The sequence below is a fragment of the Streptomyces cadmiisoli genome, from assembly GCF_003261055.1.
GTDB lineage: Bacteria > Actinomycetota > Actinomycetes > Streptomycetales > Streptomycetaceae > Streptomyces > Streptomyces cadmiisoli.
The window spans coordinates 5,662,402-5,686,324 of the sequence record NZ_CP030073.1 but is presented as its reverse complement, the minus strand read 5'-3'; the positions used below and the strand labels follow the sequence as shown (position 1 = coordinate 5,686,324).

20 protein-coding genes are annotated in these 23,923 nt (G+C 72.6%); 13 read left to right on the top strand and 7 right to left on the bottom strand.

Annotated features, from left to right (window positions below):
- Window positions 1–192 precede the first annotated feature (192 nt).
- Window positions 193–2,454: an SF1B family DNA helicase RecD2 gene (gene recD2, locus DN051_RS24840; RefSeq protein WP_112439538.1), complete on the bottom strand. Its 2,262-nt coding sequence runs from the start codon at window positions 2,452–2,454 to the stop codon at window positions 193–195.
- 84 nt (window positions 2,455–2,538) lie between these two features.
- Between recD2 and DN051_RS46600 the strand changes: the two genes are divergently transcribed.
- From DN051_RS46600 to rbsD, 6 genes are all read left to right on the top strand, one after another.
- Window positions 2,539–3,078 (top strand): helix-hairpin-helix domain-containing protein, encoded by a 540-nt coding sequence (locus DN051_RS46600; RefSeq protein ID WP_053763078.1) that lies wholly within the window; start codon window positions 2,539–2,541, stop codon window positions 3,076–3,078.
- A 569-nt stretch (window positions 3,079–3,647) separates the two neighbouring features.
- Complete coding sequence (locus DN051_RS24830; RefSeq protein ID WP_053763077.1) at window positions 3,648–4,703, top strand: LacI family DNA-binding transcriptional regulator; 1,056 nt, start codon at window positions 3,648–3,650, stop codon at window positions 4,701–4,703.
- On the top strand, window positions 4,700–6,220 hold the full coding sequence (locus DN051_RS24825) for a sugar ABC transporter ATP-binding protein (RefSeq protein ID WP_112439537.1): 1,521 nt from the start codon (window positions 4,700–4,702) through the stop codon (window positions 6,218–6,220). The genes DN051_RS24830 and DN051_RS24825 overlap by 4 nt, the downstream gene beginning before the upstream one ends.
- Entirely contained in the window at window positions 6,210–8,156 is a 1,947-nt protein-coding gene (locus DN051_RS24820; RefSeq protein ID WP_053763075.1) for an ABC transporter permease/substrate-binding protein, read from the top strand. The genes DN051_RS24825 and DN051_RS24820 overlap by 11 nt, the downstream gene beginning before the upstream one ends.
- A gap of 83 nt (window positions 8,157–8,239) precedes the next feature.
- Window positions 8,240–9,202: a ribokinase gene (rbsK, locus tag DN051_RS24815; protein WP_112439536.1), complete on the top strand. Its 963-nt coding sequence runs from the start codon at window positions 8,240–8,242 to the stop codon at window positions 9,200–9,202.
- Entirely contained in the window at window positions 9,199–9,588 is a 390-nt protein-coding gene (gene rbsD / locus DN051_RS24810; protein ID WP_112439535.1) for a D-ribose pyranase, read from the top strand. The genes rbsK and rbsD overlap by 4 nt, the downstream gene beginning before the upstream one ends.
- Before the next feature lie 528 nt (window positions 9,589–10,116).
- On the opposite strand, the gene DN051_RS24805 is transcribed toward rbsD, so the two are convergent.
- The 3 genes from DN051_RS24805 to DN051_RS24795 are packed head-to-tail and all read right to left on the bottom strand — an operon-like array spanning window position 10,117 to window position 13,249.
- On the bottom strand, window positions 10,117–10,917 hold the full coding sequence (locus DN051_RS24805; protein WP_053763169.1) for a sugar phosphate isomerase/epimerase family protein: 801 nt from the start codon (window positions 10,915–10,917) through the stop codon (window positions 10,117–10,119).
- A gap of 32 nt (window positions 10,918–10,949) precedes the next feature.
- Window positions 10,950–12,101 carry a dihydrodipicolinate synthase family protein gene (locus tag DN051_RS24800; protein ID WP_112439534.1) on the bottom strand — a complete coding sequence of 384 codons (1,152 nt, stop codon included), beginning with the start codon at window positions 12,099–12,101 and terminating at the stop codon, window positions 10,950–10,952.
- Entirely contained in the window at window positions 12,098–13,249 is a 1,152-nt protein-coding gene (locus DN051_RS24795) for a Gfo/Idh/MocA family protein (RefSeq protein ID WP_112439533.1), read from the bottom strand. The genes DN051_RS24800 and DN051_RS24795 overlap by 4 nt, the downstream gene beginning before the upstream one ends.
- A 280-nt stretch (window positions 13,250–13,529) precedes the next feature.
- Here DN051_RS24795 and DN051_RS24790 point away from each other — a divergent pair, with 280 nt between their 5' ends.
- The 4 genes from DN051_RS24790 to DN051_RS24775 all read left to right on the top strand — a co-directional run bounded on the left by DN051_RS24790 (window position 13,530) and on the right by DN051_RS24775 (window position 17,174).
- Window positions 13,530–14,576 (top strand): LacI family DNA-binding transcriptional regulator, encoded by a 1,047-nt coding sequence (locus DN051_RS24790; RefSeq protein ID WP_053763168.1) that lies wholly within the window; start codon window positions 13,530–13,532, stop codon window positions 14,574–14,576.
- 122 nt (window positions 14,577–14,698) lie between these two features.
- On the top strand, window positions 14,699–15,295 hold the full coding sequence (locus DN051_RS24785) for a dihydrofolate reductase family protein (protein ID WP_112439532.1): 597 nt from the start codon (window positions 14,699–14,701) through the stop codon (window positions 15,293–15,295).
- An 88-nt stretch (window positions 15,296–15,383) separates the two neighbouring features.
- Window positions 15,384–16,316, top strand: coding sequence for a bifunctional helix-turn-helix transcriptional regulator/GNAT family N-acetyltransferase (locus DN051_RS24780; protein WP_112439531.1), 933 nt, complete (start codon window positions 15,384–15,386; stop codon window positions 16,314–16,316).
- A gap of 57 nt (window positions 16,317–16,373) precedes the next feature.
- Window positions 16,374–17,174 (top strand): sugar phosphate isomerase/epimerase family protein, encoded by an 801-nt coding sequence (locus DN051_RS24775; RefSeq protein WP_112439530.1) that lies wholly within the window; start codon window positions 16,374–16,376, stop codon window positions 17,172–17,174.
- On the opposite strand, the gene DN051_RS24770 is transcribed toward DN051_RS24775, so the two are convergent.
- Window positions 17,158–18,084 carry an EamA family transporter gene (locus DN051_RS24770; RefSeq protein WP_112442420.1) on the bottom strand — a complete coding sequence of 309 codons (927 nt, stop codon included), beginning with the start codon at window positions 18,082–18,084 and terminating at the stop codon, window positions 17,158–17,160. The genes DN051_RS24775 and DN051_RS24770 overlap by 17 nt on opposite strands.
- A gap of 89 nt (window positions 18,085–18,173) precedes the next feature.
- Between DN051_RS24770 and DN051_RS24765 the strand changes: the two genes are divergently transcribed.
- The 3 genes from DN051_RS24765 (at window position 18,174) to DN051_RS24755 (ending at window position 21,985) form a co-directional block, all read left to right on the top strand.
- Window positions 18,174–19,115: a LysR family transcriptional regulator gene (locus tag DN051_RS24765; RefSeq protein ID WP_112439529.1), complete on the top strand. Its 942-nt coding sequence runs from the start codon at window positions 18,174–18,176 to the stop codon at window positions 19,113–19,115.
- Window positions 19,116–19,400: 285 nt separating this feature from the next.
- On the top strand, window positions 19,401–21,224 hold the full coding sequence (locus tag DN051_RS24760) for a glycoside hydrolase family 3 protein (protein WP_112439528.1): 1,824 nt from the start codon (window positions 19,401–19,403) through the stop codon (window positions 21,222–21,224).
- Window positions 21,225–21,349: 125 nt separating this feature from the next.
- A complete protein-coding gene (locus DN051_RS24755; protein ID WP_053763065.1) occupies window positions 21,350–21,985 on the top strand; it encodes a hypothetical protein in 636 nt (211 codons plus the stop codon).
- 20 nt (window positions 21,986–22,005) lie between these two features.
- Here DN051_RS24755 and DN051_RS24750 read toward each other — a convergent pair whose 3' ends face one another.
- Both DN051_RS24750 and DN051_RS24745 read right to left on the bottom strand, forming a co-directional pair.
- Window positions 22,006–23,433, bottom strand: a complete 1,428-nt coding sequence (locus tag DN051_RS24750) for a S28 family serine protease (RefSeq protein ID WP_112439527.1) — start codon at window positions 23,431–23,433, stop codon at window positions 22,006–22,008.
- Between the two features lie 96 nt (window positions 23,434–23,529).
- Window positions 23,530–23,922 carry a hypothetical protein gene (locus DN051_RS24745; protein WP_053763063.1) on the bottom strand — a complete coding sequence of 131 codons (393 nt, stop codon included), beginning with the start codon at window positions 23,920–23,922 and terminating at the stop codon, window positions 23,530–23,532.
- Between the last annotated feature and the right edge of the window lies 1 nt (window position 23,923).

Genomic DNA, 23,923 nt, shown 5'->3' with positions numbered 1-23,923 from the left:
TCCCTCACCGACGTAGTGCCTCATCTTCGAGGTGCCCTGACTGTCTCTACCATCCCCCATTTGGCTCAGGAGAGTGCACTCGGGGTCGACCATTGGGCTTATTGGCGGCACTGAGTGCCGCCAACGTGCCATCCTGCCCCCTCTGTTCCCCATCCGGAAGGGCTGTGTGACCTTTGCGACTCGTTTGATCGATCATTTATTCCGGAGGGGATCCGCGAGCCGGAAATCGAGGGCTGTACAGCGCCGCCCCGCCGACACCGTGCGCACCGCCTGACCGATCGCCTTGCGCGAACCGACCAGGACGACCAGCTTCTTGGCCCGGGTGACCGCGGTGTACAGCAGATTGCGCTGGAGCATCATCCAGGCACCCGTGGTGACCGGAATGACCACTGCCGGGTACTCACTGCCCTGCGAGCGGTGGATGGTCACCGCGTATGCATGTGCCAATTCATCCAGTTCGTCGAATTCGTACGGAACCTCCTCGTCCTCGTCCGTCAGGACCGTCAGGCGCTGGTCGACGGGGTCGAGCGAGGTGACCACGCCCACGGTGCCGTTGAAGACGCCGTTCGCACCCTTCTCGTAATTGTTGCGAATCTGGGTCACCTTGTCGCCGACGCGGAAGACCCGGCCGCCGAACCGCTTCTCCGGCAGATCGGGGCGGCCGGGGGTGATCGCCTGCTGGAGCAGCCCGTTGAGGGTGCCGGCGCCCGCCGGGCCGCGGTGCATGGGGGCGAGCACCTGCACGTCCCGCCGCGGGTCCAGGCCGAACCGGGCGGGAAGGCGGCGGGCCGCCACGTCCACCGTGAGCCTGCCGGTCTCCTCCGTGTCGTCCTCGACGAAGAGGAAGAAGTCCTTCATGCCGTCGGTGACGGGGTGCTGTCCGGCGTTGATCCGGTGCGCGTTCGTCACCACCCCGGACTGCTGGGCCTGCCGGAAGACCCGGGTGAGGCGGACGGCGGGAATCGGGCTGCCGTCCGCCAGCAGGTCCCGGAGCACCTCGCCCGCACCGACGCTCGGCAGCTGGTCGACGTCCCCGACGAACAGCAGATGGGCACCGGGCGGCACGGCCTTGACCAGCTTGTTGGCGAGGAGCAGGTCCAGCATGGAGGCCTCGTCGACGACCACCAGGTCGGCGTCCAGCGGGCGGTCCCGGTCGTAGGCCGCGTCGCCGCCCGGCTTGAGCTCCAGCAGGCGGTGCACGGTGGAGGCCTCGGCGCCGGTGAGCTCGGCCAGGCGCTTGGCCGCTCGGCCGGTGGGCGCGGCGAGCAGCACCTTGGCCTTCTTCGCGCGGGCCAGCTCCACGATCGAGCGCACGGTGAAGGACTTGCCGCAGCCGGGGCCGCCGGTGAGGACCGCGACCTTCTCGGTCAGCGCCAGCCGGACGGCGGCCTCCTGCTCGGGGGCGAGATCGGCGCCCGTACGGGCCTTCAGCCAGGTCAGCGCCTTGTCCCAGGCGACCTGCCGGAAGGACGGCAGCCGGTCGTCGCCGGTGCGCAGCAGGCGCTTCAGCTGGGCGGAGAGGGACAGCTCGGCGCGGTGGAAGGGGACCAGATAGACGGCGGTGACGGGCTCGCCGCCGTCCGGTCCCGGGACCGTCTCCCGGACGACGCCGGGGTCCTCGCCATCGTCCGGCGGGGGCGCCGCGAGCTCGGCCAGGCACTCGATGACCAGGCCGGTGTCGACCTGGAGCAGCTTGACCGCGTCGGCGATCAGGCGCTCCTCGGGCAGGAAGCAGTGGCCCTGGTCGGCGGACTGGGACAGCGCGTACTGAAGGCCGGCCTTGACCCGCTCCGGGCTGTCGTGCGGGATGCCGACGGACTGCGCGATCCGGTCGGCGGTCAGGAAGCCGATGCCCCAGACGTCGGCGGCCAGGCGGTACGGCTGGTTCTTGACGACGGAGATCGAGGCGTCGCCGTACTTCTTGTAGATGCGCACGGCGATGGACGTGGACACCTCGACGCTCTGGAGGAAGAGCATGACCTCCTTGATCGCCTTCTGCTCCTCCCAGGCGTCGGCGATCTTCTTGGTGCGCTTCGGGCCGAGGCCGGGGACCTCGACGAGCCGCTTGGGCTCCTCCTCGATGATCGTGAGGGTGTCCACGCCGAAGTGCTGCGTGATGCGGTCGGCGAAGACCGGGCCGATGCCCTTGACCAGGCCGGAGCCCAGATAGCGGCGGATGCCCTGGACGGTGGCGGGGAGCACCGTCGTGTAGTTCTCCACGGTGAACTGCTTGCCGTACTGGGGGTGGCTGCCCCAGCGGCCCTCCATCCGCAGCGACTCCCCCACCTGGGCGCCGAGCAACGCGCCCACGACCGTGAGGAGGTCACCCGCGCCGCGGCCGGTGTCGACCCGGGCGACCGTGTAGCCGTTCTCCTCGTTGGCGTACGTGATGCGCTCCAGGACGCCTTCGAGCACGGCCGGTCGTCGGTCGCCGGTGCCTGCCTGGTTGGACATGGTGCGACGCTACCGGGTGCCGCTGACAGCGCCCTCGGGTGGCCACCGGTCCCCCGTGCGGGTGCGGCGTGGAAGACTCGGCGCATGACCAGCCTGGCCCAGTTGCGCAAGGCCGCGCTCGCCCTTCCCGAGGTGGCGGAGAGCGCGCACCTCGGTACGGTCGCCTTCACCGTGCGCGGCCACCGCTTCGCCGCCGCGACGAAGGACGGCCGGGTGCAGTTGCGCCTGCCGCGCGCGGAGACCGAGGCCGCGCTGGCCGCGCACCCGGGCAGTGAGCCGCTCCTGCACGCGGGTGCGCCGGTCGGCCTGCGCGTGGCGCTCGCGGACATCAACGGGAAGGACCTGAACGCCCTGGTCAGGGCGTCGTGGTTCAGCCGCGCCCCGAAACGGCTCGCGGCGACGGTCGCCGAGGCGGAGGCGGCTGCCGACCGGCCGGGCGGCGACCTGCCCGCGGGCATCGGCAGGCCGGCCACCCAGGCCCTGTACGGCGTGGGGGTGCGGACGCTGGAGCAGGTGGCGCGGCACTCCGCGCCGGAGCTGCTGGCCCTGCACGGTGTCGGCCCGAAGGCCGTGCGCGTGCTGTCGGAGGAGCTGGAACGGCGCGGGCTCACGCTGCGGGGATGACGACGGCCCGGAAGCCCGGCGGGCTCCACCTGCACGGATGATTCCGGCGCACAACCGGCCCACCGCGCGCGTACGCCCCCTGCCCGGGTGCGGGCCCCGCGTATGGACGCCTCCGGCCCCGCGCGCACGCCGCCCCGGCGCGCCCGCGCGCTCACGCCGTGCGGATGACGCCGATCCGGCCGGCGACGCGGGCTCGCCGCCGCGGTGACTCCCCGGCGCACCTCCGCCCCGCCCGCGGACCGATGTCTGTCCTGTCACAACACGGACCCCCCGCACGTACGACCCGCCGCCGCGCCACGCCGCCTCGCGACGCATCCCGTCCGCACTTCCCCCTGCCCCGGTCCGGCCCCGCCCCCACCCGCGCGCGTGCCCACGCCGTCGCCGCTCCCGGACACCCGTACCCCCTCCGCGAACCCCGGAGGACCCTGCCCTCGGCCCCCGCTCACAGTATGCGGATTATCACGATCCGGTCTCGGGCTACCGGCAAGGGGTTGATTTACCCCCGTGTAATCGTTTCCAATCCTTCGTGTCGTCGATGTAAACGATTCCACGAGGAGGTGGGGACGGTAATGGCGAGCATCAAGGACGTCGCGGCCGAGGCCGGGGTCTCCGTCGCCACGGTGTCACGCGTCCTGAACGGTCACCCGTCGGTGAGCGCCGACGCCCGCGCGCGGGTGCTGGCCGCCGTCGAGGCCCTGGGGTACCGGCCCAACGCGGTCGCCCGGTCGCTGCGCACCGACGAGACCCGGACCCTGGGTCTGGTCATCAGCGACGTGATGAACCCGTACTTCACCGAGCTGGCCCGCTCCGTGGAGGAGGAGGCCCGCGCCCTCGGGTACAGCGTCGTGATCGGCAACGCCGACGAGCGGCCCGAGTTGCAGGACCACCACGTACGGACGCTGCTGGACCGGCGGATCGACGGGCTGCTGGTCTCCCCCACCGACGGCGGATCGCCGCTCATGCTCGACGCCGCGCGGGCCGGGACCCCGATGGTGTTCGTGGACCGGTGGATCCCGGGCGTCGACGTGCCGGTGGTCCGGGCGGACGGACGCGCCGCCGTACGGGACCTCGTCGCGCATCTGCACCGGCTGGGGCACCGCAGGCTCGCCATCATCGCGGGACCGGCGGCCACCACCACCGGCAGCGAGCGTGTCGAGGCCTTCCGGGAGGCGCTGGCCGAGTTCGGGCTCCCCCTCCCCGACGTCTGCATAGGCCAGGGCGACTTCCAGGCCGAGAGCGGGCGCCGGGTGACCGAGCGCTTCCTCGACCTGCCCGAGCCCCCCGAGGTCGTGTTCGCCGCGGACAACCTGATGGCGCTCGGCGCGCTGGACGCGGTCCGCGCGCGCGGGCTGCGGATCCCCGACGACATCGCGCTCGCCGCGTTCGACGACATCCCCTGGTTCGTGCACACGGATCCGCCGATCACGGCGATCGCCCAGCCGACCGGTGAGCTGGGGCGGGCCGCCGTCCGGGCACTGGTCGACCGGATCGAGGGGCGGCCCCCGCAGTCCGTCGCCCTCCCCGCCCGTCTCGTCGTTCGCCGCTCGTGCGGCGAGCCCGGGGAGGGTACTCCCGCGCAGTCCCCGGTGCCTGCGCAGTCCCCCGTACAAAGGAGCAAGCCGTGAGCAACCAGGACGAGTTGCTGCGCATCGAAGGCATACGGAAGACCTTCCCCGGCGTGGTGGCTCTCGACGGAGTCGACTTCGACCTGCGGCGCGGCGAGGTGCATGTGCTGCTCGGCGAGAACGGCGCCGGCAAGAGCACGCTGATCAAGATGCTGTCCGGTGCCTACACCCCCGACGCCGGGCGGATCCTGGCCGGCGGGCAGGAGGTGCGCATCCACGGCGCACAGGACTCCGAGCGGCTCGGCATCGCCACCATCTACCAGGAGTTCAACCTCGTCCCCGACCTGACCGTCGCCGAGAACATCTTCCTGGGCCGGCAGCCGCGCCGCTTCGGGATGATCGACCGCAAACGGATGGAGGCCGACGCCGAGGTCCTGCTGAAGCGGGTCGGTGTCAGCGTCTCGCCCCGCGCACGCGTGCGTGAACTCGGCATCGCCCGCCTCCAGATGGTGGAGATCGCCAAGGCGCTCAGCCTGAACGCGCGGGTGCTGATCATGGACGAGCCGACCGCCGTGCTCACCACGGAGGAGGTCGACAAGCTGTTCTCCATCGTGCGCAGCCTGCGTGAGGACGGCGTCGGGATCGTCTTCATCACGCACCACCTGGAGGAGATCGCCGCGCTCGGGGACCGGGTCACGGTCATCCGGGACGGCAAGAGCGTCGGACAGGTTCCGGCGAGCACTCCCGAGGACGAACTCGTGCGCCTCATGGTGGGCCGGTCGATCGAGCAGCAGTACCCGCGGGAGCGGACCGAGACCGGTGACTCCCTCCTCAAGGTGGAGGGGCTCACCCGGGACGGCGTCTTCCACGACGTGAGCTTCGAGGTGCGGGCCGGTGAGGTCGTCGGCATCGCCGGGCTCGTCGGAGCCGGCCGCACGGAGGTCGTACGGGCCGTGTTCGGTGCCGACCCCTACGACAAGGGCGCCGTGAAGGTCGCGGGCGCGCCCCTCAGGGGGCACGACGTCAACGCCGCCATGTCCGCCGGGATCGGGCTCGTGCCCGAGGACCGCAAGGGACAGGGACTGGTGCTGGACGCCTCCGTCGAGGAGAACCTCGGCCTGGTCACGCTGCGGTCGACCAGCCGCGGCGGACTGGTCGACCTCAAGGGCCAGCACGAGGCCGCCGAGCGGATCGCGAAGCAGCTCGGGGTGCGCATGGCCGGACTCGGCCAGCATGTGCGCACCCTGTCCGGCGGCAACCAGCAGAAGGTCGTCATCGGCAAGTGGCTGCTCGCCGACACGAAGGTCCTGATCCTCGACGAGCCGACCCGCGGTATCGACGTGGGCGCCAAGGTCGAGATCTACCAGCTCATCAACCGGCTGACGGCCGCCGGAGCCGCCGTCCTGATGATCTCCAGCGATCTGCCCGAGGTGCTCGGCATGAGCGACCGGGTGCTGGTGATGGCCCAGGGCCGGATCGCCGGCGAACTCCCCGCCGACCAGGCGACTCAGGACACGGTGATGGCGCTCGCCGTCAGCACCCCCACCAACGGAACGGAGGCCTCCAGTGGCCACTGACACACTCAAGGGTTCGGCCGGCGCGGGCAGCGCCTCCGGCCTGCGCCGGCTGCTGCTCGACAACGGCGCGCTCACCGCACTCATCGTCCTGGTCATCGCGCTGTCGGCGCTGTCCGGGGACTTCCTGACCACCGACAACCTCCTCAACATCGGAGTCCAGGCCGCGGTCACCGCGATCCTCGCCTTCGGTGTCACCTTCGTGATCGTCTCGGCGGGCATCGACCTGTCGGTCGGTTCGGTGGCCGCCCTCTCCGCGACGGTGCTCGCCTGGAGCGCCACCCAGGACGGCGTCCCGGTGGTGCTCGCGGTCCTCCTCGCCATCGCGACCGGTATCGCCTGCGGACTCGTCAACGGTTTCCTGGTCTCGTACGGCAAGCTGCCGTCGTTCATCGCGACCCTGGCCATGCTGTCCGTGGCGCGCGGTCTGTCCCTGGTCATCTCGCAGGGCTCGCCCATCCCGTTCCCCGACTCGGTCTCGCACCTCGGCGACACGCTCGGCGGATGGCTGCCGGTGCCGGTGCTCGTGATGATCGCCATCTGGCTGCTCACGGCCTTCGTGCTGCGCCGGACGTACATCGGGCGTTCGATGTACGCGATCGGCGGCAACGAGGAAGCGGCCCGTCTTTCGGGTCTGCGGGTGAAGAAGCAGAAGCTCGCCATCTACGCCTTCTCCGGCCTGTTCGCCGCGATCGCGGGCATCGTGCTCGCCTCCCGGCTGTCCTCCGCGCAGCCGCAGGCCGCGCAGGGCTACGAGCTGGACGCGATCGCCGCGGTCGTCATCGGCGGCGCCTCGCTCGCGGGCGGCACCGGCAAGGCGTCGGGCACGCTGATCGGCGCGCTGATCCTCGCGGTCCTGCGCAACGGCCTGAACCTGCTGTCCGTGTCCGCCTTCTGGCAGCAGGTCGTCATCGGTGTCGTCATCGCGCTGGCGGTGCTGCTCGACACGGTGCGGCGCAAGGCCGGGGCGACTCCCGTCGCGGCCGGGACCGGTGGCGGCAACCGGGGCAAGCAGGCAGTGACGTATCTGCTGGCGGCCGTGGTCGCGGCGGCGATAGTCGGGGCGACCTCGCTGCTGCACAGCGGGTCCTCGTCGACGACCAAGAAGGTCGGGCTGTCGCTGTCCACGCTCAACAACCCGTTCTTCGTGCAGATCCGGTCGGGTGCCGAGGCGGAGGCCAAGAAGCTCGGGGTGGACCTCACCGTCACCGACGCGCAGAACGACGCCTCCCAGCAGGCCAACCAGTTGCAGAACTTCACCAGCGAGGGCGTGTCCTCGATCATCGTGAACCCGGTGGACTCCGACGCCGCCGGTCCGGCGGTGCGGTCCGCGAACAAGGCCGACATCCCGGTGATCGGCGTCGACCGCGGTGTGAACAAGGCGCAGACGGCGGCCCTGGTGGCCTCCGACAACGTCGAGGGCGGTGAGCTGGGCGCCAAGGCGCTGGCCGAGAAGCTCGGCGGGCAGGGCACCATCGTGATCCTCCAGGGCCAGGCCGGCACCTCCGCCAGCCGGGAGCGCGGCGCGGGCTTCGCCGAGGGCCTGAAGGACTACCCGGGCATCAAGGTGGTCGCCAAGCAGCCCGCCGACTTCGACCGCACCAAGGGCCTCGACGTGATGACCAACCTCCTCCAGGCCCACCCGGACGTGGACGGTGTCTTCGCGGAGAACGACGAGATGGCGCTCGGCGCGATCAAGGCGCTCGGCTCCAAGGCGGGCAAGTCCGTGCAGGTCGTCGGTTTCGACGGCACCCCGGACGGGCTGACGGCGGTCGAGAACGGCACGCTGTTCGCGTCCGTGGCGCAGCAGCCGAAGGAACTCGGCCGGATCGCGGTGGACAACGCGCTGCGGGCCGCCGACGGCGAGAAGCTCAGCCAGCTGGTGAAGGTGCCGGTGAAGGTGGTCACCAAGGAGAACGTGGCCGGCTTCGGCGGCTGACGTCGGGCAGCGGGCGGGCGGCCGACCGGGACATCCGGCCCGGTCGGCCGCCCGCCCAACTCACCTAACAGGGGAGACAAGTGATGTACGACTACGACCTGCTGGTCGTCGGGTCGGCCAACGCCGACCTGGTGATCGGGGTCGAGCGGCGGCCCGCGGCCGGGGAGACGGTGCTGGGCTCGGACCTGGCCGTCCACCCGGGCGGCAAGGGCGCGAACCAGGCGGTGGCCGCCGCCCGGCTCGGGGCCCGCACGGCGCTGCTCGCCCGGGTCGGCGACGACGCGTACGGACGGCTGCTGCTCGACTCGCAGCGGGCGGCCGGCGTCGACACGGTCGGCGTGCTCGTCGGCGGTGCGCCGACCGGTGTCGCGCTGATCACCGTGGACCCGTCCGGGGACAACAGCATCGTGGTGTCGCCGGGGGCGAACGGCCGGCTCACCCCGCAGGACGTGCGGACGGCGGCGAGCCTCTTCCAGGCCTCGCGGGTGGTCTCGGCCCAGCTGGAGATCCCGCTGGAGACGGTGGAGGAGACCGTGCGGTCGCTGGCGCCCGGCAGCCGGTTCGTGCTGAACCCGTCCCCGCCGCGGCCGCTGCCGACGAGCCTGCTGGCCGCCTGCGACCCGCTGATCGTGAACGAGCACGAGGCGAAGGTGCTCCTCGGCGACACGACCGTCGGCGACGATCCCGCCCACTGGGCGCGGCTGCTGCTGGCCCGAGGGCCGCGCTCGGTGGTCGTGACCCTGGGCGCCGAGGGCGCGCTGGTGGCCTCGGCGCAGGGTGTGACCCATGTGCCGGCGGTGCCGGTGGACGCCGTGGACACCACCGGCGCCGGTGACGCGTTCACGGCGGCGCTGGCGTGGCGGCTCGGCCAGGGCGACGAGCTGGCGGACGCGGCCGCGTTCGCGGCGCGGGTCGGCGCGGTGGCGGTGACCCGGGCGGGCGCGCAGGACTCGTACCCGACGGCGGCGGAGGTCGCCGCGCCCGGGTCCGGCACCGAGGGACCGGGCGGCGAGGCCGCCGCCGCGGAGCAGGGCGGCGCGCGGTGAAGAAGGCAGGGATACTCAATCGCCATCTCGCCGGGGCGCTCGCCGAGCTGGGCCACGGCGACGGCGTGCTGGTGTGCGACGCCGGCATGCCGATACCGGACGGGCCGCGGGTCGTCGACCTGGCGTTCCGGGCGGGCACCCCGTCGTTCGCCGAGGTGCTCGACGGGCTGCTGGCCGAACTCGTGGTGGAGGGCGCGACCGCTGCGGCCGAGGTGCGCGACGCCAATCCGGCGGCGGCCGCACTGCTGGACGGGCACTTCCCCGAGCTGCGCCTCGTGCCGCACGAGCGGCTCAAGGAACTGTCGGCGGGTGCCCGGCTGGTGGTCCGGACCGGGGAGGCCCGGCCGTACGCCAATGTGCTGCTGCGGTGCGGGGTGTTCTTCTAGTGCCTGACGCGGCACCAGACGCCGCTCCCGGCGCCGCGTGAAGCGCGCCGTCCGGGAACTCGCCGCCCGCGGGCCCGGCTCCCGGGCCCGGAAACGCTTCGAGGGGGCCGACCACCGGTCGGCCCCCTCGGCTTTCCCCTCCCGTCAGAACCCCCGCGATCCCCCTGGATCCCCCCCCGGAATCCCCCAGAAGTTCTGATGCCATGTACGACCCGCGGGTGGCCGCAAGGGTTGCACGGTCCGACGGAATTTCTCACCGGGTTTTTTCCGGCCGGATTTCCTACCCTGTCGGCATGCCGGTGCAGGAGTTCCGGACCGAGGCCCCACCGACGGCACCCGTGACGCCGTGCGGGAAACGACAAGATCCGTGCAGACGCGGCCATGACCGCGCCGGTTCGTGCCTGGCACCCGTGCGCGTGCGCGCGGGCGAGCCCGTGCGCGGTGTCGGGGGGACCGGCGTGCGGTACCGCTGTCGTCGTCGGCGTCGACGAGCGGCACCGCACGCCGGGCCGCGTGCCCCGGGCCCGGTCAGCGGATCACGTGCTCGACGAACCGCCGCGCCGTCTGCGCCAGCACCTCCCGTCCGTCCCGGGCCCACAGCTCCTCGTTGAAGAGTTCGACCTCGATGGGCCCGGTGTAGCCGGCCGCCTCGACGTACCCCGTCCACTCCCGCATGTCGATCGCGCCGTCGCCGATCTGCCCGCGGCCGTTGAGGACGCCCTCGGGCAGCGGGGTGATCCAGTCGGCGAGCTGGAAGATGTGCAGCCGGCCGCCGGCGCCCGCCCGGGCGATCTGCTCCGGCGCGGTGTCGTCCCACCAGAGGTGGTAGGTGTCCACCGTGACGCCGACCTGGTGTGCGGGGAAGCGTTCCGCGAGGTCCAGGGCCTGCGCGAGGGTGGAGACCACGCAGCGGTCGGCGGCGAACATCGGGTGCAGCGGTTCGACGGCCAGGCGTACGCCGTGCGACTCGGCGTAGGGGCCCAGCTCCGCCAGCGCGTCCGCGATGCGCTCGCGGGCGCCGCGCAGGTCCTTGGAGCCGGGCGGCAGGCCGCCCGACACCAGCACGAGGGTGTCGGTGCCGAGGGCGGCGGCCTCGTCGACGGCGCGGCGGTTGTCGGCCAGGGCCTCGGCGCGCCCGGCCGGGTCGGCCGCGGTGAGGAAGCCGCCCCGGCAGAGCGTCGTCACGGTCAGGCCGGCGTCGCGGACCAGTTTCGCGGTCGCCGCCAGGCCGTGGGACCGGACCGGTTCGCGCCACAGGCCCACGCCGGGGATCGCGGACTCGGCGCACGCGTCGACCAGTTCCGGCAGCGACAGCTGCTTCACCGTCATCTGGTTGACGGAGAAGCGGGAGATGTCGGTGTTCACCGGGTCACCCCGTACAGTGCGAGCAGGTTCTTCATCCGGTCCTCGGCGAGTCGCGGGTCGGGGAACAGGCCGAGACCGTCGGCGAGTTCGTAGGCGCGGGCGAGGTGCGGCAGGGAGCGGGCCGACTGGAGGCCGCCGACCATCGCGAAGTGGGACTGGTGGCCGGCCAGCCAGGCCAGGAGCACGACACCCGTCTTGTAGAACCGCGTCGGGGCCCGGAAGAGGTGGCGGGACAACTCGACGGTCGGGTCGAGCAGTTCGCGGAAGGCCTTGACGTCCCCCGTGTCGAGCACCCGTACCGCGCGCGCGGCCGGCGGGCCCAGCGGATCGAAGATCCCCAGCAGGGCGTGGCTGAAGCCCCGCTCGTCGCCGGCGATCAGCTCGGGATAGTTGAAGTCGTCACCGGTGTAGCAGCGCACGCCGTGCGGCAGGCGGCGGCGCAGGGCGACCTCCCGTCCGGCGTCCAGCAGGGAGATCTTCACGCCGTCGACCTTGTCGGGGTGGGCGGCGACGATCTCCAGGAAGGTGTCGGTGGCCGTGTCGAGGTCCGCGGATCCCCAGTAGCCGTCCAGTGCCGGGTCGAACATCGGGCCGAGCCAGTGCAGGATCACCGGCCGGGCGGCCTGGCGCAGGAGGTGGCCGTAGACCTCCGCGTAGTCCTCGGGGCCCCGTGCCGCCGCCGCGAGCGCGCGGGACGCCATGACGACTGCCTGCGCGCCCGACTCCTCGACCAGGGCGAGCTGCTCCTCGTAGGCGGCGCGGACCTCGGCGACCGAACCGGCGGCGAGCTGGTCGGTGCCGACACCGCAGGCGATGCGGCCGCCGACCGCGCGGGCCTCGGCGGCGCTGCGCCGGATCAGCTCGGCGGCGCCCGCCCAGTCCAGGCCCATGCCCCGCTGGGCGGTGTCCATCGCCTCGGCGACGCCGAGTCCGTGGGACCACAGGTGCCGGCGGAAGGCGAGGGTGGCGTCCCAGTCGACGGCGGCCGGCGCGTCGGGGGTGACGTCGGCGTACGGGTCGGCGACGACGTGCGCCGCGGCGAGGACCGTACGGGAGGTGAAGGGGCCGCCCGGGGTCAGGTCGAGGGGGTCGGTGCGGGGCTCGTAGGACCTCAGTGCGCCCTGCGCGTCGGGGAGTCGGATGGTCACGGCGCGATCTCCGGGACCTCGATGCGGCGGCCCTCGGCCGAGGACCTCAGGCCCAGTTCGGCGAGCTGGACGCCGCGGGCGCCGGCCAGGAGGTCCCAGTGGTAGGGGGCGTCGGCGTGGACATGGCGCAGGAACAGCTCCCACTGGGCCTTGAAGCCGTTGTCGAACTCCTCGTTGTCCGGCACCTCCTGCCACTGGTCGCGGAAGGAGTACGTCGCGGGGATGTCGGGGTTCCAGACCGGCTTGGGGGTCGTCGAGCGGTGCTGGACACGGCAGTCGCGCAGTCCGGCGACGGCGGAGCCCTCGGTGCCGTCCACCTGGAACTCGACGAGTTCGTCGCGGTTGACGCGGACCGCCCACGAGGAGTTGATCTGGGCCACGATGCCGCCGTCGAGTTCGAAGACGGCGTACGCGGCGTCGTCGGCGGTGGCGTCGTAGGGCTTGCCGTTCTCGTCCCAGCGCTGCGGGACGTGCGTGGCGGTCAGGGCCTGGACGGACCTCACCCGGCCGAACAGCTCGTGCAGGACGTACTCCCAGTGCGGGAACATGTCGACGACGATGCCGCCGCCGTCCTCGGCGCGGTAGTTCCAGGAGGGGCGCTGGGCGGGCTGCCGGTCGCCCTCGAAGACCCAGTAGCCGAACTCGCCGCGCACGGAGAGCACGCGGCCGAAGAAGCCGCTGTCGACGAGCCGCTTGAGCTTGCGCAGACCGGGGAGGAACAGCTTGTCCTGGACGACGCCGTGCCGGATGCCCCGCGCGGCGGCGAGACGGGCGAGTTCCAGCGCGCCGTCGAGGCCGGTGGAGGTGGGCTTCTCCGTGTAGATGTGCTTTCCGGCCGCGATCGCCTTCTTCAGGGCCTCCTCGCGGGCGGAGGTGACCTGGGCGTCGAAGTAGATGTCCACGTCGTCGTCGGCGAGGACCGCGTCCAGGTCCGTGGAGAAGTGCTCCAGCCCGTGCCGCTCGGCGAGCGCCCGCAGGGCGTGCTCGCGCCGGCCGACGAGGACCGGCTCGGGCCACAGCACGGTGCCGTCGCCCAGGTCGAGGCCGCCCTGTTCGCGGATCGCGAGGATGGAGCGTACGAGGTGCTGGCGGTGACCCATGCGCCCGGTCACGCCGTTCATGGCGATACGCACCGTCTTGCGTGTCACGTCGTTCCCTTCGTGGGCGTCTGCTGCGCCCCGTCGTGGGTCTGGATGCCCGGTGTCCACCTGCGTCACGGGTGGTCTCGGCCCTCCAGATAGCAAGCGCTTTCTATCCGATGAGAAGCTAGCCTCTGACCAGCGGCCCGGACAAGGCCGTGACCGTCTTGAGTTGTTCGAGGGGGCGAACAGGCGGGGTCCGCGGCCTTATGGTCGGCACGAAACCTCGGCCCGTGCACCGTTCGTGCACGGCGACGTACGACATGACGCGCGACCGGAGGACGACGACATGACGGTGACCCTGGCGGACGTGGCGGCCCGTGCCCAGGTCTCGCCCGCGACGGTGTCGCGCGTGCTGAACGGGAACTACCCGGTGGCCGCCTCCACCCGCGAGCGCGTGCTCAAGGCGGTCGACGAGCTGGACTACGTCCTCAACGGTCCCGCCAGCGCGCTGGCCGCCGCGACGTCGGATCTGGTCGGCATCCTCGTCAACGACATCGCCGACCCCTTCTTCGGGATCATGGCGAGCGCCATCCAGTCGGAGATCGGCGGGCCGGGCGGACGGGCGGGCGGCGAACGGCTGGCCGTCGTCTGCAACACCGGGGGCTCACCGGAACGCGAGCTGACCTACCTCACGCTGCTGCAGAGACAGCGCGCCGCGGCCGTCGTCCTGACCGGCGGTGCCGTCGAGGACGCGCCGCACGCGGCGGCGGTGGCGGCGAAGCTGCGGAAGCTGACGGACGCCGGGACCCGTGTCGTGCTCTGCGGCCGGCCGCCCGCGCCCGACACCTCCGCCGTCGCGCTGGCCTTCGACAACCGGGGCGGCGGCCGCCGCCTCACCGAGCACCTGATCGGCCTCGGCCACCGGCGGCTCGGCTACATCGCGGGCCCGGTGGAACGCACCACCACCCGGCACCGGCTGGAGGGGCACAGGGCGGCGCTGGAGGCGGCGGGCATCACCGAGGACCCTCGCTGGACGGTGCACGGCCGGTACGACCGCCGGTCCGGCTACGAGGCGACGCTGGAGCTGCTGCGCCGGGACCCGAGCCTGACGGCCGTCGTCGCGGCGAACGACTCCGTGGCCCTCGGGGCGTGCGCGGCGCTGCGCGACTCCGGGCTGCGGATCCCGCAGGACGTGTCGGTGGCCGGCTTCGACGACCTGCCGTTCAGCATGGACGCGGTGCCGTCCCTGACGACCGTGCGGCTGCCGCTGGCCGAGGCGGGTGCCCGGGCCGGCCGCGTCGCCATGGGCCGGGAGGAGCCCCCGCCGGGCGGGATCGCCACCGTGCGCGGCGAGTTGATGGTGCGGGGGTCGTCCGCGGCACCCCGGCGGTGAGGGCTCCGGCGTGGCGGCGGCGTCCCGATCCGAGCGGCGGCGACCGATGAGTTCCGGGCGGTGCGCCGGTCTGTAGCGATGTCGTCCCGCAACGGGTCCGGACAACTCCAGGAGTCACTCCCATGCGCATCGTCATCACCTCGTTCATCAGCCTCGACGGCGTCGTGCAGGCTCCCGGCGGCCCGGAGGAGGACACCGACGGCGGCTTCGCGCACGGTGGCTGGTCGCAGGCCTTCTTCGACCCCGAGGTCGTCGGCGGCGCCTTCGACGCGGCGCTGGGCGGGGCCGACGCGCTGCTGTTCGGGCGGCGCACCTGGCAGACGATGGCGGGGGCCTGGCCGGAGCGGGCGGGCGATCCGTTCGCCGACCGGATGAACTCGATCCGCAAGTACGTCGTGACGGACACCCTCACGGACGACGATCTGACCTGGGACAACACCAACCGGATCCCGGCCGGCGAGGCGGTCGCCGCGCTGCGCAAGCTGCGCGAGTCCGAGGACGGCGGACTGCTGGTCATGGGCAGCTCGCGGCTGGCCCGCACCCTGCTGAGCGAGGACCTGGTGGACGAGCTGCGGCTGATCCTGATGCCGGTGATCCTCGGCGGCGGCAAGTCGATCTTCCCGGACGACGGCACCAGGGCCGCGTTCGAGCTGGTCTCCACGGCCGCCGCGCCCACGGGTGCCCAGATCTGCGTCTACCGGCGGGCCGTGGCCGGGTAGCCGGGCCGTGGACGGGGAGCGGGCGGCGGTCTAGGCTCGGCCCCACGGTTTCTCTGACTGAGTCAACCATCAGGGACTGGGGCCTCTCATGACCGTGCAGGACATCCGCTCCTTCAACCGCTTCTACACGAACCTCATCGGCGCCCTCGACCACGGCCGTCACGTCTACGCGCCGTACACCCTCACCGAGGCGCGGATCCTGTACGAGCTCGCGCACGGCACCCGCACCGACGCCGCCGATCTGCGCGCCGAACTCCACCTGGACGCCGGGTACCTGAGCCGCATCCTGAACGGGTTCGAGCAGGACGGGCTGATCGAGCGCGGGCCGTCGGAGAAGGATCCGCGCCGCCGCCGCATCACGCTCACCGGGCGCGGCCGGGAGGCGGCCGGTCTGCTCGACGAACGGGCGCGCGAGTCGGTCGGCGCGCTGCTGGCCGGGGTGGCGCCGGACGACCGCACACGGCTCACGGAGGCGCTCCGGACGGTCCGCGACGTCCTGGGCGGCGGGCCGTCGGCGGGGCGCGAGGACGTCCTGCTGCGCGAACCCGGCCCCGGTGACCTCGGCTGGATCGTGCAGCGCAACGGCGCGCTGTACGCGGCCGAGTTCGGCTGGAACACCGACTACGAGGGGCTGGTCGCCCGGATCGTCGCCGACTTCGCCGAGGACCACGACCCGCACCTGGAGCGGGCCTGGATCGCCGAGGCGGACGGGCGGCCGGTGGGGTGCGTGATGTGCGTGCGCGACGAGGCGCCGGCCACCGCCCGGCTGCGGCTGCTGCTGGTGGAGCCGGACGCCCGCGGTCTGGGCATCGGGGACAAGCTCGTCTCCGCCGTGGTGGACTTCGCGCGCGGCGTCGGCTACCGCGACCTGGTGCTGTGGACGAACGACGTGCTGGCCGGCGCCCGCCGTCTCTACCAGCGCCACGGTTTTGTCCTCCTCGCCGAGAAACCGCACCGTTCCTTCGGGAAGAATCTGGTCGGCCAGGACTGGCGCCTGGTGCTGCGCGCGGCACCGGAGTGAACGGAACGGCCCTTGATCCGGGTGACGGGAAGGGCCCGTGTGTACGAAGCTGGGTGCATGAAGCTGGCGTTCTCCACCCTCGGTGTCCCCGGCCTCCCCCTGTCCGACGTGGCGCGTCTCGCGACCGCGCACGGCTACCACGGGGTCGAACTGCGCACACACCCGGAGGAGCCGGTCCATCCGGGCCTGAGCCGGGACGAACGGACCGCCGCGGCGGCCGAGTTCAAGGCGGCCGGCGTGGAGATCCTGAGCCTCGCCGGGTACACGCGGGTGGCCGCGCCCGGCGACGACGAGCCCGTGCTGGCCGAGCTCCGCGCCCTCCTCGATCTCGCCCGTGACCTGGGCGCCCCGTACGTCCGGGTCTTCCCGGGCGGGCCCGCGGACGGCGCTCCCGAGGAGGCCGACGCGGTCGCGGCGGGCCGGCTGGGCACGGCCGCCGAGTACGCCACCGACGCGGGTGTCCGCATCCTGCTGGAGACCCATGACTCGCACCGCACCGCCGCCGACGCGATCCGGGTCCTCGGACCGGTCGGCCACCGGCAGGTCGGCGCCCTGTGGGACGTGATGCACACCTGGCTGGGCGGCGAGCAGCCGTCGGAGTCGTTCGCGGCCCTGTCGCCCTACCTCGGCTACGTCCAGGTCAAGGACATCGCCTCCGGCACCGACACCGCGCCGCTGCCGCTCGGCGCGGGGGTCCTGCCGCTCGCCGAGTGCGTCGAGGTCCTCTCCCGGCACGGCTGGGACGGCTGGCTGTGCTGGGAGTACGAGAAGCGGTGGTACGAGGCGGCCGAGCCGCTGCCCGGTCTGCTCGACAAGGGGCGCGAGCACCTCGGACGCCTGCTCAACGACTCGGCGTGACCTCGGCGCGGTCCGCGGCCGCCGGGTCCGGGTCCACTCGGCGGGCCGGCGCCCCGCGCCGCGGCGCCAGTGACGTGACGGCCACCCCGCCCACCAGCAGCACCGCCGCGCACCAGCGCAGTGGGGTCACCGGCTCGCCCAGGAACAGCGCCGCGGAGGTCATGCCGAACACCGGGACCAGCAGCGAGAAGGGCGCGACGGTGGAGGCCGGGTGGCGGCGCAGCAGCAGGCCCCACGCCCCGAAGCCGAACACCGTGGTGATCCAGGCGACGTAGAGGATCGTGCCGGCGCCCTGCCGGTCGAGGGCGCGCAGCGCCTCGAGGTCGCGTGCGGGGCCCTCCGTCCACAGCGAGAGCAGCAGCAGCGGCAGGACGGGCACGGTGCTCACCCACACCATGAAGTTCAGCGCGTCCGGGGGCGCCGCCCTGCGGGTCAGGACGTTGGAGGCGCCCCAGCAGGCCGCCGCGGCGACCACCAGCGCGAAGGCGGTCAGCGGACCGGTCGTGCCCTCGTCGACCGCCGCGACGGCGATGCCGGCCAGGGCCACGGCCATCCCGGTCACCCCGAGCCGGGACGGGCGTTCGCCGAGGGCCGCGGCGGCGAACAGGGCGGTGAACACGGCCTGGATCTGGAGCACCAGCGAGGACAGGCCGGCCGGCATCCCCGCGTCCATCCCCACGAACAGCAGGCCGAACTTGGCCACGCCGAGCACCAGCCCGACCGCCAGGATCCATCGCCAGGCCACCTTCGGCCGGCCCACGAGGAACACCGCGGGGACCGCCGCCGCCAGGAAGCGCAGGGCGGAGAACAGCAGCGGCGGGAAACGGTCGAGGCCGATCTCGATGACGGTGAAGTTGACGCCCCAGACGGCGGCGACGAGGACGGCGAGCGCGAGGTGGGCGGGACGCATGGCACCGATGGTCACCCCGGCTGACCATTAAGCACCAGCGACGGTTGCTGCATGGTGGAATGAAGCAGCGCTAAGCATCGGAGAGACACATGCTCGACCTGCAACGCCTGCGCGCCCTGCACGCCGTCTCCGTGCACGGCACGGTGGGGGCCGCCGCCACGGCGCTCGGATACACCCCGTCCGCCGTCTCCCAGCAGATCGCCAAGCTGGAACGGGAGACCCGGACGGTGCTGCTGGAGCGGGAGGGACGGGGGGTCCGGCTGACCGCCGAGGCGCATCAACTCGTGTCCACCGCGCAGGAACTGCTGGCCATCATGGAGCGGGCGGAGACCGAGCTGGAGCGGCGGCGCGGGGTGCCGGCCGGACGGCTGACCCTCGGCGCGTTCGCGTCCGCGGCACGCGGGCTGCTGCCGGGTGTGCTCGCCGCGCTCGCCGCCCGGCATCCCGCCCTGGACGTCCGGCTCAGCGAGATCGACCCGCATCTGTCCGTCGGGATGGTCGCCAAGGGCGCGCTGGACCTCGCCGTCGCACACGACTGGGACATCGCGCCGCTGCCCGTGCCGCCGGGGGTCGAGGGGGCCGTCATCGGTGACGACCCGTGCACGCTGCTGGTGCCGCGGGAGCATCCGTTCGCCGGGCGGAGCACCGTGCGGCGGGAGGATCTCGGCGGGGAGCGGTGGCTGTGCCAGCCGCCTGGACGGATCTGCCACGACTGGCTGGTGCGCACCCTGCGCACCGCCGGCCACGAACCGGACATCGTGCACCAGGCCGACGAGAACCCGACCCTCGTCGCGCTGGTCGCCGCCGGACTGGGCATCGCCCTCATCCCCCGGCTGGGCCGCGGTCCGCTGCCCGGCGCGGTGGTGGAGGTGACGCTCGACCCGACGCCCGTACGACGGATCTACGCGCTGTGGCGAACCGGCGCCTCGGGCCGCCCCGCGATCGCCGAGACGGTGCGCACCCTCCAGGAGAACTGGGCGGAGGTTTCGGCACAACCGTCACCTCCGGCTCCCGCGTCCCGACTTCCGTGAAACCGCGCCGAGCGGGAACCCGGTCCGCGCGGCCGTCGTCCAATGGCCACGCTGCCGGATGAGTCTCCACGGTGCGGTGTCGGCCCCGCCGCCGGCGGCGCATGCCGATCACCCTCTCAGCCGTACCGCGGCCGGCCGCCCGCCGCCATCGGCGCGCCCCCCTCCCAAGCGCCGATGGCGGCCCCTCGACGCTTCGTGTGCGCCCCCTTGACCGGCAGAAACTTCCCGGATATTGGTGGCCCTTTGGAAGTTTTTTTCAACGGACCACCTCCGGAAGGAGCGCACGTGCAGCACACCAGCACGGGAGGCGCGGGAAACTCCGCGGTCCCCTCCAGACGCACTGTTCTCGCCGCCACGGCCGGCGTCACCGCGGCTCTGGCAGTGGGAGGGACCGCACACGCCCATGACGACCGGATCCGGCGGATCATCTCCCGTATGACGCTGGAGGAGAAGGTCGGCCAGCTGTTCACCTCGCGCGTGTACGGCCACTCCGCGACCGAGCCCGACCAGGCCGACATCGATGCCAACCTGCGGGAGTTCGGCGTGCGCACGGCCGCCGAGCTGATCTCCAAGTACCGCCTGGGCGGCGTCATCTACTTCGTCTGGGCGCACAACACCCGCGACCCGCACCAGATCGCCGGGCTGTCCAACGGCATCCAGCGCGCCTCGCTCGAACTGCCGCGCGGGCTGCCGATGCTGGTCTCCACCGACCAGGAACACGGCATCGTCGCGCGGGTCGGCAAGCCGGCCACGCTGTTCCCGGGCGCGATGGCGATGGGGGCCGGCGGTTCCCGCTCCGACGCCCGCACCCTCGGCCGGATCTCCGGCGCGGAACTGCGCGCGATGGGCATCCGGCAGGACTACACGCCCGTCGCCGATGTGAACGTCAACCCGGCCAACCCGGTCATCGGCGTCCGCTCCTTCGGCGCCGATCCCGACGCGGTGGCCGATCTCGTCACCGCCGAGGTCGCCGGCTACCAGCGCTCCGGGGTCTCCGCGACCGCCAAGCACTTCCCCGGGCACGGCGACACCGAGGTCGACAGCCACTACGGCTTCCCCGTCATCACCCACACCCGCGAGCAGTGGGAGTCGCTGGACGCACCGCCGTTCAGGGCCGCCGTCGAGGCCGGCATCGACTCCATCATGACCGCGCACATCCTGGTGCCCGCGCTGGACGACTCCGGCGACCCGGCCACCCTCTCCCGCCCCATCCTCACGGGCATCCTGCGCGAGCGGCTCGGCTACGACGGCGTGGTGGTCACCGACGCCCTCGACATGGCGGGGGTGCGCACGAAGTACGGCGACGACCGGGTGCCGGTCCTGGCGCTGAAGGCGGGCGTGGACGTGCTGCTCAACGCGCCCAAGCTGGACGTCGCCTGGAACGCGGTCCGCGACGCCGTGCTGAACGGCGAGCTGACCGAGGAGCGGCTCGACGAGTCGGTCCTGCGGGTGCTGCGGCTGAAGGCGAAGCTCGGCCTGTTCGACGATCCGTACGTCAGCGAGCGCGGCGTGGACCGCACGGTCGGCACCCGGTCGCACCTGGCGGCGGCCGACCGGATCGCCGAGCGCACGACGACCCTGCTCGTCAACGAGGGACGGGCACTGCCGCTGTCCCGGCGCGAGCACCCCCGGCTGCTCGTCGTGGGCGCCGACCCCGCCTCGCCGTCCGGCACCACGGGCCCGCCCACCGGTGTGCTCGCGGGCGCGCTGACGGAGCTGGGCTTCACGGCGACCGCCCTGTCGACCGGCATCAACCCGACCGCGGCGGCCGTCGAGCAGGCCGTGACGGCGGCCGGCGAAGCGGACGCCGTCGTGGTCGCGACGTACAACGTCACGGCGAGCAGCGCCCAGCGGACGCTGGTCGAGCGGCTGCTGGCGACCGGCCGGCCGGTGGTGGCGCTGGCGATCCGCAACCCGTACGACGTCGCCCAACTGCCCGGCGTGCGCGCCTACCTGGCGGCGTACTCCTGGACGGACGTGGAGGTGCGGGCCGCCGCGCGGGTGATCGCCGGACGGGTGCGGCCGCGCGGGAAGCTGCCGGTGCCGGTGCAGCGGGCCGACGATCCGACCCGGGTGCTGTATCCCATCGGACACGGGCTGTCGTACTAGGCGTCAATTGGGCGTAGGGCACCGTACGCCCCACACCCGGCGCACCACCCCCAACTGACGCAAAGCGCTCAGCGTGTCTGGCGTGGTCCCGCCGCGGCGGGTCACGCTGGACGGGGGTGGGGGAGATGACCGAGCGTGAAGGACGTTCCACGGGGGTGGTCCTGTCGGTCCTGCTGGCAGTCCTGCTGACGGGCTGCCAGGGGGCCGCGGGCGAGGGGTCGCAGGACGATCCGACCGCCGGCCGGGAGGTGTCGCCGACGGCCCGGCCGTCGGGCTACGGGGCGGAGTTCCTCGCGGTAGACGAGTGCAGCTCGTTCGGCGCGACCAGTTTCACCGAGGTGCCCTGCACCGGTGAGCGGGCGGCGGCACGGGTGGTGGCACGGCACGACGGCACGGTGGGCGAGGGGCCACCGTGCCCCGGGACCACGGACTTCGTGCTGCACATCAGCGAACAGCGGCCCTCGCACGACGAGGACGGCGACGGCGCGATCCCGCAGGGCTACGCCTGTATGCGCACGCTCCAGCCGCCGCACCCCGGCGACCCCGGCGGCGGGGGCGGCCCCCGCACGATCGTCGGCGACTGCGTCTACGACTCCGGCGGCGGCCAGGTCCGGGAGACCGCGTGCGACGGAAAGGGCGAGCGGAAACCGGAGTTCGAGGTGACCGAGGCGGTCGCCACCCGCGCCGACTGCGCGGCCTCGACCGCGCTGTACGTGCAGCTCGGTGGCGACAACCCGGTGGGCTGCGCCCGCCCGGTGTAGCGGGCGGGCGCAGCGGGACGTCACGGACGCAGTGTGCGCTCCGCGCCGCGCTTGTCGAGCTTGGCGTCGAACGCGGCCAGCGGCCGGGCCTTCGCCGGGTCCGCCTGGACCGCGGCGGGGGCGACGCCCGCCCACTTCAGGATGCGGGCGGTGGCGAGCGCCTTCTGCTCGGCCTTCAGTCCGGCCACGTTGGCGCCGTGGTTGGCGCCGGGGGCGGTGAAGACGTACGAGTCGCGCGCGCCCTTGCCGAGGCGGAACTGCTCCGCGCCCCACGGGTCGTTCTCGCCGTACACGAACAGCATGCGCTCGGCGTTGTGCCGGACCCAGTTGTCCACGTCGCGCATCGCGTGCGGCTGGAACTTCATCTCGATGTCACGCGGCAGGAAGTGACGCGGCGGCAGGTAGCCGTACCGCAGGTACTTCTTCTCGATGTGGGGGAAGTGGATCGTGGGCGCGCCGAGCTGGGTGCCCGCCTGGTAGTAGTACGGCGAGTACGGCGCCAGGCCCTGGTCCGTGTAGAAGGAGAACCCGGCGATCGCGTCGACCGAGTTCCAGATCTCCTCGTCGGTGGCGTTCGCGGCGTCCGCGGGGATCGACTCGCAGTCGGACAGCAGGCTGTACTGCCAGAAGCCCCACACGTAGTCGAGCACGGTGGCCTCGTAGGACTTGTCCAGGCTGCCGGTGGTGTCGAAGGTGTAGCCGTTCTCCGCCGCGTACTCCGCGTACCGCTGCTTCAGCGGCTCCCGGCGCACGAGCGCCTCGCGCTGCACGCCGTTCAGCCGGTCGCGGCACTCCTTGGTGCCGACGCCCGCGAAGAAGCGGTCGTAGGCGGCGTCCTGGTCGTTGACCACGTCGTTGGGCGCGACGTAGGCGACGACGCCGTCCATGTCGCGCGGGTAGAAGCGCTCGTAGTACGTGGCGGTCATACCGCCCTTGGAGCCGCCGGTGGACAGCCACTTCTGGCCGTAGATCGGCTTGAGCGCCTTGAAGATGCGGTGCTGGTCGCTGGCCGCCTGCCAGATGTCCAGCTTCGTCCAGTCAGCCGGGGCGGGCCGGGACGGGGTGAAGAAACGGTACTCCATGGAGACCTGGTTGCCGTCGACGATCTGCGTCGGCTCACGGCGGCTGGGGTTCGTGGAGACGTTGTAGCCGCCCGTGTAGAAGACCGTCGGGCGGGAGACGTCCTTGTGCAGCACCGTGATCCGCTGCTCGAACGTGCCCTTGGAGGGCCTGCGGTGGTCGACCGGCTGAGCGTAGGTGAAGACGAAGAAGCGGTAGCCCGTGTACGGCTTCTCCTCGACCAGTTTCATCCCCGGTACGGAGAGCAGCCTCTCCTTGATGTCGGTGGAGCCGTCGGCCTCCGGCTGGGCGGCGGTGGCCGCCCCCGCCGTGCTCAAAGTGCCTATGAGCACGGTGAGCGCGAGCAGCCATCTGAGCGCCTTGCGCATGCACCCTCCCTATGTGAACAGATGTGCGCCAGAAGCTATCGGAGCAACTCTGTTCACACCAGGAGGGTTTCAGGCGAACGCCCCCTGACCAGGCGTTCAGCACAGGATCCAGCCCGAGCTGGTCGAACCCCCGCCGACCTCCCCCGCGACCCGCACGCACCGGTGCCCGGCGTAGACGAGCGGAGTGCCGATGCGATGGGTGCGCTTGCCCTTGCGGGCGACCGGGCGGTGGCCGCGGGCCTGCACGCTCGCCGACATCGTCCGCTCGCGGCCGGGGTTCTCGGCCAGGGTGACGGCGCAGACGTAGCGGCCCTGCCGGTAGACGTGCAGGGTGCCGGTGGAGAACGGGAGCGTCCTGACCTTGCGTCCGGAGCAGCCGGCGGCCGCGTGCGCGTCCGCCGGTGCCGCCAGCGCGAACAGTCCGGACGCGGTCAGCAGGGCCATGCCGAGTGCGAGCCGCCGCCGTATGCCCTTCGCTCCCCTGTCCACT

Bases quoted from the DNA above. Each gene is read 5' to 3' on its own strand.
- recD2 (WP_112439538.1), bottom strand. From the start codon at position 2,454: ATGTCCAACCAGGCAGGCACCGGCGACCGACGACCGGCCGTGCTCGAA.
- DN051_RS24755 (WP_053763065.1), top strand. From the start codon at position 21,350: ATGACCGAGCGTGAAGGACGTTCCACGGGGGTGGTCCTGTCGGTCCTG.
- DN051_RS24805 (WP_053763169.1), bottom strand. From the start codon at position 10,917: ATGACGGTGAAGCAGCTGTCGCTGCCGGAACTGGTCGACGCGTGCGCC.
- DN051_RS24790 (WP_053763168.1), top strand. From the start codon at position 13,530: ATGACGGTGACCCTGGCGGACGTGGCGGCCCGTGCCCAGGTCTCGCCC.
- DN051_RS24830 (WP_053763077.1), top strand. From the start codon at position 3,648: ATGGCGAGCATCAAGGACGTCGCGGCCGAGGCCGGGGTCTCCGTCGCC.
- DN051_RS24780 (WP_112439531.1), top strand. From the start codon at position 15,384: ATGACCGTGCAGGACATCCGCTCCTTCAACCGCTTCTACACGAACCTC.
- DN051_RS24750 (WP_112439527.1), bottom strand. From the start codon at position 23,433: ATGCGCAAGGCGCTCAGATGGCTGCTCGCGCTCACCGTGCTCATAGGC.
- DN051_RS24765 (WP_112439529.1), top strand. From the start codon at position 18,174: ATGCTCGACCTGCAACGCCTGCGCGCCCTGCACGCCGTCTCCGTGCAC.
- DN051_RS46600 (WP_053763078.1), top strand. From the start codon at position 2,539: ATGACCAGCCTGGCCCAGTTGCGCAAGGCCGCGCTCGCCCTTCCCGAG.
- rbsK (WP_112439536.1), top strand. From the start codon at position 8,240: ATGTACGACTACGACCTGCTGGTCGTCGGGTCGGCCAACGCCGACCTG.
- DN051_RS24775 (WP_112439530.1), top strand. From the start codon at position 16,374: ATGAAGCTGGCGTTCTCCACCCTCGGTGTCCCCGGCCTCCCCCTGTCC.
- DN051_RS24770 (WP_112442420.1), bottom strand. From the start codon at position 18,084: ATGCGTCCCGCCCACCTCGCGCTCGCCGTCCTCGTCGCCGCCGTCTGG.
- DN051_RS24785 (WP_112439532.1), top strand. From the start codon at position 14,699: ATGCGCATCGTCATCACCTCGTTCATCAGCCTCGACGGCGTCGTGCAG.